This window comes from Streptomyces tuirus, assembly GCF_014701095.1.
Taxonomy (GTDB): Bacteria; Actinomycetota; Actinomycetes; order Streptomycetales; family Streptomycetaceae; genus Streptomyces; species Streptomyces tuirus.
Genome location: NZ_AP023439.1, coordinates 7,115,699 through 7,130,381 on the forward strand (window position 1 = coordinate 7,115,699; position 14,683 = coordinate 7,130,381).

A 14,683-nucleotide genomic window follows, 5' to 3' on the forward strand; every position below is an offset into this window, starting at 1 on the left:
GGTGGCCGAGCGCGCAGTTCCCCGCGCCCCTTCAAGGGGGTCCCGTGCACGCCGATCACGAAGGAGGCAGGCCCTCGATGTCCGCAGTTCTCAAGGCGCCGCTGGTCGTTGAATTTCCCTTCACCCGCTCCCTCGGCCCGGTCCAGAGCGCCTTCCTGACCGGCTTGCGGGAACGGGTGATCCTCGGGGTGAGAACCGGCGACGGCCGCACCCTCGTCCCGCCCGTCGAGTACGACCCCGTCACCGCCGAGGAACTCCACGACCTCGTCGAAGTCGCCCCGACCGGCACCGTCACCACCTGGGCCTGGAACGCCGCCCCCCGCCGCGGCCAGCCCCTCACCACCCCCTTCGCCTGGGTCCTGGTCCGTCTCGACGGCGCCGACACCGCCCTCCTCCACGCCCTCGACGCACCCGGCCCCGCCGCCGTCCACACCGGCATGCCGGTCCGCGTCCGCTGGGCGGGCGAACGCACCGGCGCCATCACCGACATCACCTGCTTCGAACCCTGCGACGGCCCCCGGGCCGAACCGGCGGGCCACACCGGCGAGTTCGAGAACCCCGTCACCGGCATCGTCGCTGCCGCCCGCCTCGACTACACCTACTCGCCCGGCCGCGCCCAGACCGCCTACATCAACGCCCTCTCCGGCCGGCGCACCGTCGGTGAACGCTGTCCGTCCTGCCACCAGGTGTACGTCCCCCCGAGGGGGGCGTGCCCCACCTGCGGGGTGGCCACATCGGAACAGGTCGAGGTGGGTCCACGCGGCACGGTGACCACGTTCTGCATCGTCAACATCAAGGCGGCGCATACGGCGAATCTCGGCATCGAGGTGCCGTACGTCTACGCCCACATCGCCCTCGACGGCGCCGGCCTCGCGCTGCACGGCCGGATCGGCGGCATCCCCTACGACGAGGTCCGCATGGGCCTGCGCGTCGAACCCGTGTGGACCGACGGCGCCCGCTACCCCGACCACTACCGGCCCACGGGCGAACCCGACGCCGACTACGACACCTACAAGGAGCTGCTGTGACGAGCGCACCGCGGGACCGCGAGATCGCCGTCGTCGCCTTCGCCCAGACCGACCACCGGCGCACCAGCGACGAGTTCTCCGAGGTGGAGATGCTGATGCCGGTGCTGCACGAGGTCCTCCACGCCACCGGACTGAAGACCGCCGACATCGACTTCACCTGCTCCGGCTCCAGCGACTACCTCGCCGGCCGCGCCTTCTCCTTCACCCTCGCCCTCGACGGCGTCGGAGCCTGGCCCCCGATCTCCGAGTCGCACGTCGAGATGGACGGCGCCTGGGCCCTGTACGAGGCCTGGACGAAACTCCTCACCGGCGACGCCGACACCGCCCTGGTCTACGCCTACGGCAAGTCCTCGCCCGGCTCCGTCCGCGACGTCCTGACCCGCCAGCTCGACCCCTACTACGTGGCGCCGCTCTGGCCCGACTCCGTGGCACTCGCCGCCCTCCAGGCACAGGCCCTCATCGACGCCGGCGACACCGACGAGCCCGCCCTCGCCGCCATCGCCTCCCGCAACCGCGCGGCGGCGACCGGCAACCCCCACGCGCAGCTTCGCGGCCCCGTGCCGCAGGGCGACCACCTCGTACAGCCCCTGCGCACCGGCGACTGCCCGCCCATCGGCGACGGCGCCGCCGCCGTGATCCTCGCGGCGGGGGACCGGGCCCGTGAACTGTGCGCACGCCCCGCCTGGATCCGCGGCATCGACCACCGCATCGAGGCGCACGGCCTCGGCGTGCGCGACCTGACCGACTCGCCGTCCACCCGCCTGGCCGCCGAGCGGGCCGGAGCCTTCGAGCGGCCCGTCGACACCGCCGAGCTGCACGCGCCCTTCACCGCGCAGGAGGTCGTCCTGCGCAAGGCCCTGCGGCTGGGCGAGGACGTGGACGTGAACCCCTCCGGCGGAGCCCTCGCCGCCAACCCGGTCATGGCCGCCGGCCTGATCCGCATCGGCGAGGCCGCCGCCCGTATCCACCGCGGCGCGTCCGACCGCGCCCTCGCCCACGCCACCTCCGGCCCCTGCCTCCAGCAGAACCTGGTCGCCGTACTCGAAGGGGAACCCCGATGAGCAAGGAGCCCGTGGCCGTCGTCGGCATCGGCCAGACCAGGCACGCCGCCGCACGCCGGGACGTCTCCCTCGCCGGACTGGTCCGGGAAGCCGCCCGGCGGGCGCTCCGGGACGCGGAGCTGACCTGGGCCGGCATCGACGCCGTCGTGATCGGCAAGGCCCCCGACTTCTTCGAGGGCGTCATGATGCCGGAGCTCTACCTCGCCGACGCCCTCGGAGCCGTCGGCAAACCCATGCTCCGCGTGCACACCGCCGGCTCGGTCGGCGGCTCCACCGCGCTCGTCGCGGCGAACCTCGTCGCGGCCCGCGTCCACGGCACGGTCCTCACCCTCGCCTTCGAAAAGCAGTCCGAGTCCAACGCCATGTGGGGCCTGTCCCTGCCGATCCCCTTCCAGCAGCCCCTGCTCGCCGGGGCCGGCGGATTCTTCGCACCGCACATCCGCGCCTACATGCGCCGCAGCGGAGCGCCCGAGACGGTCGGCGCCCTCGTCGCCTACAAGGACCGCCGCAACGCGCTCAAGAACCCCTACGCCCACCTGCACGAACACGACATCACCCTGGACAGGGTCATGGCCTCGCCCATGCTGTGGGACCCGGTCCGCTACTCGGAGACCTGCCCCTCCTCCGACGGCGCCTGCGCCATGATCCTCACCGACCGCGCCGGAGCCGCCCGCGCCCCGCACCCGCCCGCCTGGATGCTCGGCGGCGCGATGCGCAGCGAACCGACCCTCTTCGCAGGCAAGGACTTCGTCTCCCCGCAGGCCGGGCGGGACTGCGCCGCCGACGTCTACCGGCAGGCCGGAATCACCGACCCCCGTCGCGAGATCGACGGCGCGGAGATCTACGTGCCGTTCTCCTGGTACGAGCCCATGTGGCTGGAGAACCTCGGCTTCGCCGGCGAGGGCGAGGGCTGGAAGCTCACCGAGGCGGGCGTGACCGAACTGGACGGGGACCTGCCCGTCAACATGTCGGGCGGCGTGCTGTCCACCAACCCCATCGGCGCCTCCGGCATGATCCGCTTCGCGGAAGCCGCCCTTCAGGTGCGCGGGCAGGCCGGAGAACACCAGGTGGACGGGGCTCGCAGGGTCCTCGGACACGCCTACGGCGGCGGATCGCAGTTCTTCTCCATGTGGCTGGTGGGCGACCGGCCCCCGGACTCCTGAAAGGTCCGCCTCACGTGCCCTGTTGGCCGTGGGACACGATCGCTAGGCTGGCCGCGGACGACGAATCGGGAGGAGCACGGACGTGGCCGAGACCACCACCCAGCAGCGCCCGCTCACGGGCTGGGACAAGCCGGAGCTGGACCTCACCAACGCACAGTGGCAGTCCAGCAGCCGAGGGCGGGGGGATGTCCAGATCGCCTTCGTGGAAGGCTTCATCGCCATGCGGAACAGTGCCCGCCCCGAGAGCCCTTCGCTGATCTTCACGCCCGCCGAGTGGGGCGCGTTCGTGTCGGGAGCGCGGGAAGGAGAGTTCGACCTCACCTGACGGCGGGGGGCGTTCCGTTCCGGACGGCCGGGATCCGACGGCCGATCCGGGGGTGTTCCGCCCGCATTTCCGGACACGCGACCGGAGGCATCTTCCCGGAGCCACCGCCTGAGTCAGGCTGGCCCCCGGGAGGGGACGGTCGAATCCCGGAGGTGAGGACCCCATGAGCACCCTGCCTGTCGTCGCGGCGGTCGACGGTTCGGACGACAGCCTGCGCGCCCTGGAGTGGGCCGTCGACGCCGCCCGCCGGCGCGCGGCACCCCTGCGCGTGGCGCACGTACGCCAGTACGCCCACTGGGTGCAGCCCGAGGTGCTCACCGCGGGGCCCGCGGACTCGCGGGACGACTCCGTCCTCGATCGGGCCCGCGCCCAGCTGGAGGGCCGCCCCGACCTGCCGGACACGCAGTACACGGCGCTATTGGGCGCGGCCGGTGCGGTGCTGCCCGAGCTGGGGTCCGGCGCCCAGCTGCTGGTGCTCGGCTCCCGGGGCCGCGGCGGCTTCGCCAGCCTGGTGCTCGGCTCGAACAGCATGGCCGCCGCCCGCGATGCCGAGTGCCCGGTCGTCGTGGTGCCCCGGCCCGGACGCGAGGTCCATGGCCAGCCAGCGGGCGGCCCTGGCTCCCGCGTGGTCGTCGGCCTGAAGGTGGACGGCCCCGACGAGGCCACGCTCGAGTTCGCCTTCGCCGAGGCCACCCGGCGTGGTGCCCGGCTCCAGGCGGTCGCCGCCTATCCGTGGCCCGCGCAGCCCTGGATGATGCCCGGGGAGATGCCCCCGACGATCGTCGACCAGGACGTCATCGAGGACGAGACCCGCGTCCTCGCCGACGGCTTCCTCGCCCCGTACCGCGAGCGGCACCCGGATGTCCCGGTCGAGCTGGTCCCCGCGGCGGGCGACGCGGCCGGCCACCTCGTCGCGGCCTCCCGGGACGCCGACCTCGTCGTGGTCGGCCGGCACCGGCGGCGTCTGCTCTCACCCGTCCGCATGATGGGCTCGGTCACCCACGCCGTGCTGCTGCACGCCGTCGCCCCCGTCGCCGTGATCCCCCCGTCGCCCGCGCAGGACTGACCCGGCCGTCATGGACGCGGTCGGCCCTACCGTCGGCCGCATGCGGGAACCGATCGGCAGGGACGCCCGGCTCGCCCTGGACCTGGCCCTCACCATCCGCCACGACGGCAACGGCGGCGTCACCGACTGACCGACCCGGCGGGCCTGAACGGGTGGGTCCGGGCCCGTCCCGCACTCCTGCCGGGCACCGCCACCGATCGGGCCGACGATCACCGCGAGGACTCCGGCATCGGCACGGCACGGCGGTCGGCCGAGGGCGCCGCGGGTGGGTTCACCGTCGACGCCGCGCAGCTCACCGCCGTCCGCGAGCCGCGGGCCGCCGTCCGCGCGCTCTTCGCCCGGGCCGTCCGCCCCGGCGCACCGAGCCCCGCGGACGCGGCCCGCCTCATGCCCGAACACCAGCCCGCCACAGGACGACCATGCTGCCCCTCCGGTGCGCCTCCCGCCCCGCACTTCGCAGGCCGGGCCACGTACCATGGGCGACATGTCGTTCCTCCGCCGCCGCAGCGCCACCCCCGCCGGGCCCGACTTCGACGTACTGGCCATGGACCCGGGCGACTGGCCCGGCAACCTCGGTGCGGGACTGCTGCCCGCGCCCGACGGCACCTGCCAGGGCGTCTTCCTGCGCTACGACCTCTTCGGCGGCCGAGGCCCCGCGATGATCATCGGCAATCTGCCGGAGGGCTCGCCGGCCCGCGAGGTCGAAGAGGGCCAGGTCCCCTTCGAGGTGGCCCAGCTGCTGCTGGCGCTGGAGAACGACGAGGAGGTCACCGTCGTCAGCACCGAGGACGTACCGGTGATGCAGGGCGACAACCTTCTGATCGTGCGCCGCGTCAAGCTCTCCGAGAGCCGGATCTCCTGCGTGCAGTTCGACCGCAGTGACAACGTCCTGGTGACCATCGCCGCCTGGGACCGCCCCATCACGGACGACCTCTACGCCCTCCTCAAACCGCTCCCGGCGGAACTCTTCCAGCAGGGCTGAGCCGGAACCGGCCACACGCGAAAGGGCCGCTGTACACCAGGTCGGTGTCCAGCGGCCCTTTCGTCCCCGTCAGCGAGTGCCGACCGCCGCGCGCACGGCGCGCCGGGCCAACTGGCAGTCGTCGTGCAGCCGCCGCAGCAGCAGCCTCTGCTCCTCGCCGGTCGGCGCGGCACCCGGGTGGGCCGTGCCCGGTGCCGCCGGGGCCGCGTCGTGCATCGAACGCTGCACGGCCGTCTCGTAGGTACGGATCTCACGGGTCAGCACCAGCATCAGGTTCACCAGGAAGGCGTCCCTGGACGCCGGCCCCGCCGACTGCGCGATCTGGCTGATCTGACGACGGGCGACCGGTGCGTCCCCGAGCACCGACCACAGCGTCGCCAGGTCGTAACCCGGCAGGTACCAGCCCGCATGCTCCCAATCCACCAGCACTGGACCGGCCGGTGACAGGAGAATGTTCGACAACAGTGCGTCGCCGTGGCAGAACTGGCCCATGCCCTGCCGCCCGGCCGCCTGTGCGATGCCGTGCAGCAGCTTCTGCAGGTCGCCCAGGTCCCGGTCGGTGAGCAGGCCCAGCTCGTGATACCGGGAGATCCGGGCCGCGTAGTCGAGCGGGGCGTCGAACGTGCCCGCCGGCGGCCGCCAGGCGTTCAGCCGGCAGATCGCGCCGAGTGCCGCTCTGATGTCCGACCGGGGCGGCGCCTCGGCCGGGTGCCGGTGGAGCGCCGCCACCCGGCCGGGCATGCGCTCGATCACCAGTGTGCAGTTGTCCGGGTCCGCCGCGATCAGTCTCGGCGCCCGCACGGGTGGGCGGTGCCGGACGAACGAGCGGTATGCCGCTATCTCGTGGCGGATCCGCTCGGACCAGGCGGGGGAGTGGTCCAGTAAACACTTGGCGACAGCCGTACTGCGACCGGTCGTGCCGACCAGGAGCACGGACCGTCCGTTGCGGCGCAGGACCTGCACCGGGGCGAACTCCGGGCAGATGCGGTGCACGGACGCGATCGCCGTGCGCAGCTGCGCGCCCTGGGGGCCGGACAAGTCGAGTCTCCCGCTGAGCGGTTGGGTACCGAGGACCGCGCCGCGCCGAGCCCTGCCCGCACCGAGCACGGGGGCCGCCGGCCGCGCGGGGGCGAGGTAGGGGCCGCTGTCCGTGGGACGCGGGTGCAGCGACCGGGGCGGTGCGGACACGGAGGACGATGCTGCGTACATGGGCGAAACAGATCCCTTCGTGTGCCTGCGACGACAGTGCACCACCCGGCCCGGACGCCCGGGGGAACCCTGGGGAGTGCCCCTGGCGACCGGGTCGGGGTGGCGCTTTCCTACCTGACACCGCATGGCCCATGGCACACCATCTGGCGCACCCTGGCGAACCCTGGCGAATAGTCGCCCGGCAAGTCTCTGCGGGCTACTGTCAACTCAGCCGAGAACCTGGGGGCTTGACGTGAGTGGACAACCCAACACCCGGCTCGCGGACCTGTTCGGCCTGGCCGGCTGGTCCAAGGGCGAACTTGCGAGGCTGGTCAACCGGCAGGCGGCGGCCATGGGCCATCCCCAGCTGTCGACCGACACCTCCCGGGTGCGGCGGTGGATCGACACGGGAGAGATCCCGCGCGATCCGGTGCCGCGGGTGCTGGCGGCTCTGTTCACCGAGCGTCTCGGCCGTGTCGTGACCATCGAGGACCTCGGTCTGGTCCGGCACGGGCGTGCGGGGAAACGGCAGGGCGGCGGGAGCGCCGATGCTCCCGACGGCGTGCCGTGGGCGCCCGAGCGGACGGCTGCGGTCCTCACCGAATTCACGGGAATGGACCTCATGCTCAACCGACGCGGCTTGGTGGGCGCGGGCGCCGCGCTCGCCGCGGGATCCGCACTCAGCAACGCCATGTACGACTGGCTGCACTCCGACCCTTCCCTGGCTGCCGACGCCCCCGACCTCGACCACCCCCTGCACGCCGACCCCGCTGGGTTCGACCGTTACGAGGCCGCCCCCATCGGGTCGCAGGAGATCGAGGAACTGGAGCGCTCGGTCGAGGTGTTCCGCGCCTGGGACGCGGCCCGCGGCGGCGGGCTCCAGCGCAAGGCCGTGGTGGGCCAGCTCAACGAGGTGGGCGGCATGCTCGCCTACCGCCACCCACCCCACCTCCAGCGGCGCCTGTGGGGCGTCGCCGCCAACCTCGCCGTCCTCGCGGGCTGGATGTCGCACGACGTCGGTCTGGAGCCCACGGCCCAGAAGTACTTCGTCATCGCCGCGCACGCGGCCAGAGAGGGCGGGGACCGGCCCCGCGCGGGCGAGGCACTGTCCCGCGCGGCCCGCCAGATGGTGCACCTGGGCCGGCCGGACGACGCCCTGGACCTGATGAAGCTCGCCACCTCCGGCTCCGGCGACGAGGTGCTGCCCCGCACCCGGGCGATGCTCTACACCATCGAGGCCTGGGCGCAGGCCTCCATGGGCAAGGGCCAGGCGATGCGCCGCACACTCGGGCGGGCGGAGGACCTGTTCGTCTCCGACAAGGCCGACGTGCCGCCACCGGACTGGATGCAGACCTTCAAGGAGGAGGACCTCTACGGCATGCAGGCCCTGGCCTACCGCACGCTCGCCGAGTTCGAGCCGGGCGCGGCCGCCCATGCCCAGCACTACGCGGAGAAGGCCCTGGCCCTGCGGATCGACGGCCGGCAGCGGTCGAAGATCTTCGACTACCTGTCGATGGCGTCGGCCTGCTTCATCGCCGACGACCCCGAACAGGCGGACCGGTACGCGCGGCTGGCCCTGGTGTCGATGGGCTCCAACTCCTCCCACCGCACCTGGGACCGGCTCCGCCAGATGTACCGGCTCACCGCGGAGTACTCCGGCTACCCGAGGATCCAGGAGCTGAGGGAGGAGATCAAGCTCGCCCTGCCCAAGCCGAAGGGCAGGGGCGGCAACCGCGCACAGGCCTGAGATTCCTAAGACATGACCCTGGCGACGAGCACACAGGCGTTGTCCTCGCGCTCGCTCTGACCGAACTCCTCGACCACGGTCCGTACGCAGTCCTCCGCGGTGCGGTTCCCGGCCAGGCGTGGTGCCAGGCCGAGGAGGAGGTTCGCGGCCGCCGATCCGGTGTGCCCGGGTACCAGCCCGTCGGTGTGCAGGAGCAGCAGGTCGCCCACATGGAGCGGCTCTTCGGCCTGCCCGTAGACGGCGCCCGAGGTGGCGCCGAGCAGGACGCCGTCCGGTGCGTTCAGCGTGCGCCCCGTTCCGTCGCGGAACAGCAGCGGGGCGGGGTGTCCGGCCTGCGCCCACACCAGGGTGCGGGTGGCGGGCCGGTAGCGGCAGCAGACGGCGCTGCCCAGGGCGGGTTGCACGGTGGCGTCGAGTAACTGGTTCAGCCAGGCCATCAACTGCCCCGGCCGGGCACCGGCCATGGCCATGCCGCGTACGGCGCCGAGCAGCATGGTCATGTTCGAGGTGACGCCGACCCCCTGGCCGGTGAGATCACCGACGCTCAGGAGCGTTTCGCTATCGGTCAGTTCGAGCGCGTCGTACCAGTCGCCGCCGGTCATCGTGTGCGCGGACGCAGGCAGGCGCTGGGACGCGAGGTCGAGGGCCCCGGTGCCTCGGTGCGGGAGCCGCAGGGAGCCGCGCCACGGCGGCAGCACGGCCTCCTGCAGCTCGACCGCGAGCCGGTGCTCGCTCCGAGCGGCCTCCTGCCGGTGGCGGAGCGAGTCACGGGTCTCGCTCACCGCCCGCTGGCTGCGGCGCAGTTCGCTGACGTCGCGCAGCACGGCCCACATCGAGGCGGTGCTGCCGTCGGTGTCGAGCACCGGTTCGCCCATCATGTGCACGGTCCGCACGTCGCCGCCCGGGCGGACGATGCGGAACTCACCGTCGATGGGCCGGGCGTCGATGAGGCAGTCGGTGACCATCGAGGTCAGTCTGGGCCGGTCCTCGTCCACGACCAGCGACGGCAGTTCGTCGAGGGTGAGCGGGTCTGCGGCCGGATCGCGGCCCAGGATCTGGTAGAGCTCCCCGGACCAACTGGCCTCGTCCGTCAGCAGGTTCCACTCGGCGCTGCCGACCCGGCTGAGCAGGGAGCCCGGGGCGGGGGATTCCGGGGCCGCTGTGGGCAGGGGGCCGTCCCGCAGCTGGGCCAGGTGCTCGTCGAGGTCGCTGAGCTGGTGCAGGGCGAGGTCGTACAGGGCACGCTGCCAGCGCTGGCGCGGGTGGTCCGATCCCTCTCCGGCGGCGTCGCGGCGCACCGCGTCCACGTCGCCCTTGAGCCGCCGCGTCTGCGATATGAGCTCGTCGACCGAGCCCCGTCCGGGCGGCTGGGCGGCTGGACGGTCCGCGGAGAGGTGGGACGGCATGACGCACTCCGATGCGGGGACGGTACGACCAAGGCGGACGGAGGGACCGTTACGACTGTTGCACAGCCCGCGACGCCCTGTAAGGGATTCGGCGACACACGATACGGTGGTGCTTCTGGCATATGCCACAGTCTCGCGGAGTTACTCCGGGGTAGGCGCGGAGTGCCCCACCCGGGGACCCAAATCGTAGATTACACAGGTCATTTGACGGTCCGTCGGGACGGTGGCGGCGTGCTGCTCCGGGTGTTCGACGGTCCTGCGTTCGAGCCTGTTGCGCAGGGGGCTCCAGGGCCGTCGCCTGCCACCCGGGGGCCGGCCGGTGCTTCGGTCAGAACCGCAGCACCCCGGCCATGCCGTCCGCCTCCCCGAGGGTGCCGTCCGGTACGAAGCGGACGTCGGCGCCGGTCTCCAGGCACTGCTCGACGATCTCGTCCACGATGTCCTCGCGGGAGTCGAGGTCGCCGCTCTCGGCGAGGATCAGATGGTCCCCGGCGGCGCGGACCGTCACGCGGTAGTTCTCCTCGACGGCCAGCAGCCGGACCCGGCCGTCCCGGGCGCTCTGCCACAGCTCGTCGACGCCGGCGGCGAACTCCCGCCGTCCGCGGGCCGTTTCGAGGGCCCGGTTCACGGCGTCCGTGCTTCTGCGGGCCTCCGCCTCGGCCATCGGGCGCACGGCCTGCCACACGGCCTCGGGGGTCGCGTGCGCGAGTCCGCCGTGCGGGATGTGCACGGCGCTGCGGGCGGTGCCGCCGACCTCGTCCAGCAGGGAGAGGGCGGCCGGTTCACCGGTGACGTACAGCTGCCTCGGGTGGTCGCGCAGTACGGCGCTCATCGCGGTGTCGATCTCGCGGAGGAACCGGCGGGTGCGCTCCTCACGGAACGCGCTCGGCGTGTTGCCGATCCGCTGCTGCCGCTCCGGGTCGAAGTTCTCCGCGCGCCGGGTCAGCGGGAAGCCGCCGATTCGGGCCTCGGTGACCCGGTCGACCCCGCCGTTCCACAGGGTGGCGCGGTCCGCGGCGAGCGACAGGACCCAGGTGGGGCGCCCGGCCGTCTGGGCGGACACCAGGTTGCGGGTGAGGAAGGTGTCCGAGAGCACCACGCGTTCGGGTACGGGCCTGGCCAGTGACCACACCTGATGCTCGCCGGGGGCGGCGAAGATCGCCAGGCCGTCCTCGGCGTGGGTCAGGTCGACCTCGGACAGGGCGCGGTCGAGCTCTCCGGCGACCTCGGTGCGTCGCCTGCGGGTGACGGCCGGATCGGCCTCCAGCTGCCTCTTCGCCTCGGCCACCGCGTTGCGCAGCCGGACCTGGTCCTGGGCGTTGTAGGGATCGCGCCGGTGTGTCGGCGTCAGCACGGAGACCGCGGGATAGGGGCGCGGGCGCCGCAGCTCGGCAAGGGTCGCGGGACTGAGAACGCTCTCCATGACAGAACGATAGAGCGAATTCGCCATTAGGGCATTTGGGGTAATCGATCTCATTCGTCTTCGCGGTCGGAGCCGCAGGAACTGCCGTCCGGCGGGAGGGTTCCGTACAGCAGGAAGGCGTCGACCTTGCTGTGCACGCACTTGGAGGAGCCGTAGCCGGTGTGGCCCTCGCCCCGGTTGTCGAGCACCACGGCCGACGAGCCGAGCCGCTCGGCGGTTTCCAGTGTCCAGCGGTACGGCGTGGCCGGGTCGCCGCGGGTGCCGACGAGCAGCATCCTCGGCGTGTCGACGTCCTTGACGTCGTCGCGGATGTAGTCGGTGCCCTTGGGGCGGCCGTAGCACATCAGCACCTGGGTGAGGCGGTAGCGGCCGAACACCGGTGACGCCTGCTCGTAGCGGGCGCGCAGCCGGCCGAGGTCCTCGGTGACCTGCCCGGCGGCGGGGCGGTCGGGATCGTCCGCGCAGTTGACCGCCATCAGCGCCGCCGGCAGGTTGTCGAGGGGCACGTCGGCCGGGTCGGTGAGCCCCGCGTGCGGGCCGCGCCGCGACGGGACGGTGAAGCCCCCGGACAGGAACGTCTCCAGGCCGCGCGTGTCACCGTCCTCGAGCAGCTGGCCGATGGCCCGCTGCAGCGAGGGCCACAGCTCCCTGCTGTACAGGCCCTGCCCGAGGGCCCCGGCGAAGTCCTGGCCGGTGAACGCCTCGCCGAAGTCGGTCGGCAGCGGGTCCTTGTCGAGCGATTCGACCACCTCCACGACGTGTTCCCGGGCTTCTCGGGGATCGCGTCCGAACGGGCAGGCGATGTCCTCGGTGCACCAGGTCAGGAAGCTCTCCAGGGCGGTCTGCTGCCCCTGGGCGCTCACCACGCCCTGGTCGGCCAGCGGCTCGGTCAGCGTGTCGACGCCGTCCAGCACCATCCTGCCGACGTTCTCGGGGTACTGGGCCGCGTACACCGCGCCGAGCCGGCTCCCGTAGGAGAAGCCCAGGTAGTTGAGCTTGTCGTCGCCGAGCGCGTCCCGCATGACGTCCATGTCGCGGGCGGCGTTGACCGTGCCGATGTGGGGCAGGACGGGGCCCGAGTGCTCGGTGCACTCGGTGGCCGCCGCCCGCAGCTCTTCGAGCACGGCCTCGGGGTCGGTCACGTCGGCGTTGCCGTCCGTGGCGTCCAGGGCGTTTTCCGAGGCGTTTCCGCAGCTGATGGGCGAGGAGCGGCCGACGCCGCGGGGGTCGAAGGAGACGACGTCGTAGCCGTTCGTCAGGCCCATGAAGTCCTTGCCGCCCATGCCGAGTTGGGCCACGCCCTGGCCGCCCGGACCGCCGAAGTTCAGCAGCAGCGAGCCCCGGGACTTGCCGGTGGCCCGGTAGCGGGCGACGGCGATGTCGAGGGTGCCCTTGCCCGGCTTGGCGTAGTCGAGCGGGACGGTGACCTTCCCGCACTGCAGGTCCTTGGGCATGTCCATGCCCGGGCATCTCGACCAGGTGACCTTCTGGTCGTAGAAGCGGGTGAGGCCGGGCGGCGGGTCGTCGGCGGCCGGCAGTGCCGTGCCCAGCAGGGCCAGCCCGGCCGTGCCGGTGACCGCGCAGCGCCGTATCGAGGGACGCGTGGACAGCTTGGCCAGCATCGGTGCCTCCAGGGACGCGGGGCGCCCCGCAGCGGACCGGGATCGGCGCCCTCGCCCACCATAAGCGGGCCCATCGAGCCGCGCCTCCGGGCGGCCGGGGCTCCCGGGGTCCGCATACGAGGGGCTTTACCGCTAGTTCGACAACCGGGCCGCTCGATGGAGTGAAAGGCGGATAAGCCATAACTCGCACCGGATCCGGCGCGTTCTCCCGGATGCGGGTGAGTGCCCGCGATGATGTCTGGAAGGCAGGGGTCCCATGAGACGGGTTACCCGAAACGGAGTGATCGCCGTCGCCGCCGCCTCGGGCGCGATGGCCGTGACCGTCCCCGCGTACGCCGCGTCCGGTGCGGACGGCGCGACGGCCGGTTCGCCCGGGGTGGTCTCCGGCAACACCGTCCAGCTGCCGGTGCACGTTCCGGTGAACGTGTGCGGCAACACCGTGAACGTGGTGGGGCTGCTGAACCCCGCCGCCGGCAACCGCTGCGCCAACCAGGACGACGGCCGGGGCGGACCGCCGGACCGGTCCGGCGGCGCGGTCGCCGGGAGCCGCGGAAAGGATTCACCGGGCGTGATCTCCGGCAACGGCGTACAGCTGCCGGTCGACCTCCCGGTCAACGTCACGGGCAACTCGGTGAACGTGGTCGGCATCGGCAACGCGTCCACCGGCAACGCGTCCTCGAACACGCCCGGCGACCAGCGCCCCGTGCGCCCCCAGCACCCGCCGAAGCCGGTCCCGAAGCCGACCCCGCCACCCCGGCCGAACCCGGCCCCCGAACCCGCCCCGCACACCGTCCCGCACGCCAGGGGGGCCTTGGCGCACACGGGTACGGACCACACCCTCCAGGCCGTCGCGGCGAGCGCGGCCCTGGTCGCCGGGGGAGTGGTGCTGCGCCGGAGGTTCCGTCCCGGTTCGGACGGCTGACCCGCACGGCTACACCGCCTCCGCCACCCCCGTGAGCAGCACCATCCCCGAGTCCCCGTAGTCCGGCAGGGTCGGGTCCACGTCGATGTGGGTCACGTCCAGGTCCCGGGTCAGGGGGGTGAAGACCTCCGTGACGGCCGCCGGGCTCACCGGACAGCCCGGCCAGCGGGAGGCGGGTCCGATGCGGTACGTCGGCATGTTCTCCATGAACGCGGCGACCAGGTAGCCGCCCGGCCGGGCCGTGCGGACGAAGGTGCGGCACAAGTCGGCGAACTCGGCGAAGTCCTCCGTCACGCTCTCGGCGACGAAGTGCATGGAGGCCAGTTCGTATGTGCCCGGCGGCAGCGCCCGGACGTCGGCGTGCACGATGTGCACCGGGGCCAGCGCGCCGGCCAGCGTTGCGGGCAGCTCGGGGTTGAGTTCCCGGCACAGCGCGTGGAACGGGAGCCAGCTCGCGTCAGGACGGTGACAGATTTGGTCCGTGAGGTAGGCGACGTTGCCCGCTCCCGCCTCCACTGCGTCGATCTCACGGCTCGCGGCGGACGCGAGCATCAGCGGGTAGAGGTTGGGACCCGCCCCGAACTCCACCGAGCGGGAGATGCCGCCCGGCGGAAGACGCCGGTAGCCGGCACTGTGGTGGGCGATGACCGCCGCGTCCCAGGGATGTACCTCGCGGTAGTGCTCCGCGAGGTAGTCGGCGACCGGCCAGCTGTCCCAGTCCACGTCGTCGTTGTACGTCGTCATGGCCGG

General features: G+C 72.7%; 13 protein-coding genes. 8 read left to right on the plus strand and 5 right to left on the minus strand.

Features of this window, described 5'->3' with window-relative positions:
• Positions 1–77: 77 nt before the first annotated feature.
• The 6 genes from IGS69_RS32305 (at position 78) to IGS69_RS32335 (ending at position 5,625) form a co-directional block, all read left to right on the plus strand.
• Positions 78–1,028 (plus strand): Zn-ribbon domain-containing OB-fold protein, encoded by a 951-nt coding sequence (locus tag IGS69_RS32305; RefSeq protein WP_190903988.1) that lies wholly within the window; start codon positions 78–80, stop codon positions 1,026–1,028.
• Positions 1,025–2,089 (plus strand): thiolase domain-containing protein, encoded by a 1,065-nt coding sequence (locus IGS69_RS32310; protein WP_190903989.1) that lies wholly within the window; start codon positions 1,025–1,027, stop codon positions 2,087–2,089. Before IGS69_RS32305 ends, IGS69_RS32310 begins: the two co-directional genes overlap by 4 nt.
• Positions 2,086–3,252 (plus strand): thiolase domain-containing protein, encoded by a 1,167-nt coding sequence (locus tag IGS69_RS32315; protein WP_190903990.1) that lies wholly within the window; start codon positions 2,086–2,088, stop codon positions 3,250–3,252. The genes IGS69_RS32310 and IGS69_RS32315 overlap by 4 nt, the downstream gene beginning before the upstream one ends.
• 82 nt (positions 3,253–3,334) lie before the next feature.
• Positions 3,335–3,577 (plus strand): DUF397 domain-containing protein, encoded by a 243-nt coding sequence (locus IGS69_RS32320; protein ID WP_010033039.1) that lies wholly within the window; start codon positions 3,335–3,337, stop codon positions 3,575–3,577.
• Between the two features lie 163 nt (positions 3,578–3,740).
• Entirely contained in the window at positions 3,741–4,643 is a 903-nt protein-coding gene (locus tag IGS69_RS32325) for a universal stress protein (RefSeq protein WP_190903991.1), read from the plus strand.
• Positions 4,644–5,127: 484 nt separating this feature from the next.
• Positions 5,128–5,625, plus strand: coding sequence for a glycosyltransferase family protein (locus IGS69_RS32335; protein WP_142166004.1), 498 nt, complete (start codon positions 5,128–5,130; stop codon positions 5,623–5,625).
• A gap of 69 nt (positions 5,626–5,694) precedes the next feature.
• Here IGS69_RS32335 and IGS69_RS32340 read toward each other — a convergent pair whose 3' ends face one another.
• A complete protein-coding gene (locus IGS69_RS32340; protein WP_190903992.1) occupies positions 5,695–6,834 on the minus strand; it encodes an aminoglycoside phosphotransferase family protein in 1,140 nt (379 codons plus the stop codon).
• A gap of 232 nt (positions 6,835–7,066) precedes the next feature.
• Between IGS69_RS32340 and IGS69_RS32345 the strand changes: the two genes are divergently transcribed.
• Positions 7,067–8,560: a DNA-binding protein NsdB gene (locus tag IGS69_RS32345; protein ID WP_190903993.1), complete on the plus strand. Its 1,494-nt coding sequence runs from the start codon at positions 7,067–7,069 to the stop codon at positions 8,558–8,560.
• 5 nt (positions 8,561–8,565) lie between these two features.
• Here IGS69_RS32345 and IGS69_RS32350 read toward each other — a convergent pair whose 3' ends face one another.
• The 3 genes from IGS69_RS32350 to IGS69_RS32360 form a co-directional block, all read right to left on the minus strand.
• Entirely contained in the window at positions 8,566–9,966 is a 1,401-nt protein-coding gene (locus IGS69_RS32350) for a PP2C family protein-serine/threonine phosphatase (RefSeq protein WP_190903994.1), read from the minus strand.
• A 328-nt stretch (positions 9,967–10,294) separates the two neighbouring features.
• Positions 10,295–11,389 (minus strand): baeRF3 domain-containing protein, encoded by a 1,095-nt coding sequence (locus IGS69_RS32355; protein ID WP_190903995.1) that lies wholly within the window; start codon positions 11,387–11,389, stop codon positions 10,295–10,297.
• A gap of 50 nt (positions 11,390–11,439) precedes the next feature.
• Positions 11,440–13,011 carry an alpha/beta hydrolase gene (locus tag IGS69_RS32360; RefSeq protein ID WP_190903996.1) on the minus strand — a complete coding sequence of 524 codons (1,572 nt, stop codon included), beginning with the start codon at positions 13,009–13,011 and terminating at the stop codon, positions 11,440–11,442.
• A gap of 256 nt (positions 13,012–13,267) precedes the next feature.
• Here IGS69_RS32360 and IGS69_RS32365 point away from each other — a divergent pair, with 256 nt between their 5' ends.
• On the plus strand, positions 13,268–13,933 hold the full coding sequence (locus tag IGS69_RS32365) for a chaplin (protein WP_190903997.1): 666 nt from the start codon (positions 13,268–13,270) through the stop codon (positions 13,931–13,933).
• A 9-nt stretch (positions 13,934–13,942) separates the two neighbouring features.
• On the opposite strand, the gene IGS69_RS32370 is transcribed toward IGS69_RS32365, so the two are convergent.
• Positions 13,943–14,677 (minus strand): class I SAM-dependent methyltransferase, encoded by a 735-nt coding sequence (locus tag IGS69_RS32370; protein WP_190903998.1) that lies wholly within the window; start codon positions 14,675–14,677, stop codon positions 13,943–13,945.
• Between the last annotated feature and the right edge of the window lie 6 nt (positions 14,678–14,683).